General features: G+C 71.0%; 1 protein-coding gene. It reads right to left on the minus strand.

The features are described 5' to 3' along the window. Positions 1 to 441 (minus strand): ATP-binding cassette domain-containing protein (locus G3I71_RS47755; RefSeq protein ID WP_164325215.1); only part of this gene is annotated, 441 nt, incomplete at both ends.

Raw genomic sequence — 441 nt, forward strand, 5'->3', positions numbered from 1 at the left:
CGTCGAGCACGACGATGCGCGGCGAGCCGATGAGCGTGCGCGCGATCGCGACCGCCTGGCGCTGCCCCGCGGACAGCTGCGCGAGCGGCACGCGCACCGTCGGGATCCGGCTCGTCAGGTCCCGCAGGATCTGGCGCGCGACCTGCTCCATGCGCTCGTCGTCGCGCCGGCCCCGCGCGTCGCGCAGCTCCCGCCCCAGGAAGAGGTTCGACGTCACGTCGAGGTTGTCGCACAGCGCGAGGTCCTGGTAGACCGTCGCGATGCCCAGGCTCTGGGCGTCGTGGGGCTTGTTGATGGAGACCGGGCGGCCCTGCCACTCGATGACGCCGTCATCGATGGGGTGCACGCCGGCGATCGTCTTGACCAGCGTGGACTTGCCGGCGCCGTTGTCGCCGACTACCGCGACGACCTCACCGGAGTGGATTTCGAGTTCTACGTCGG

The sequence above is a fragment of the Streptomyces sp. SID12501 genome, from assembly GCF_010550245.1.
Classification (GTDB): Bacteria; Actinomycetota; Actinomycetes; order Streptomycetales; family Streptomycetaceae; genus Streptomyces.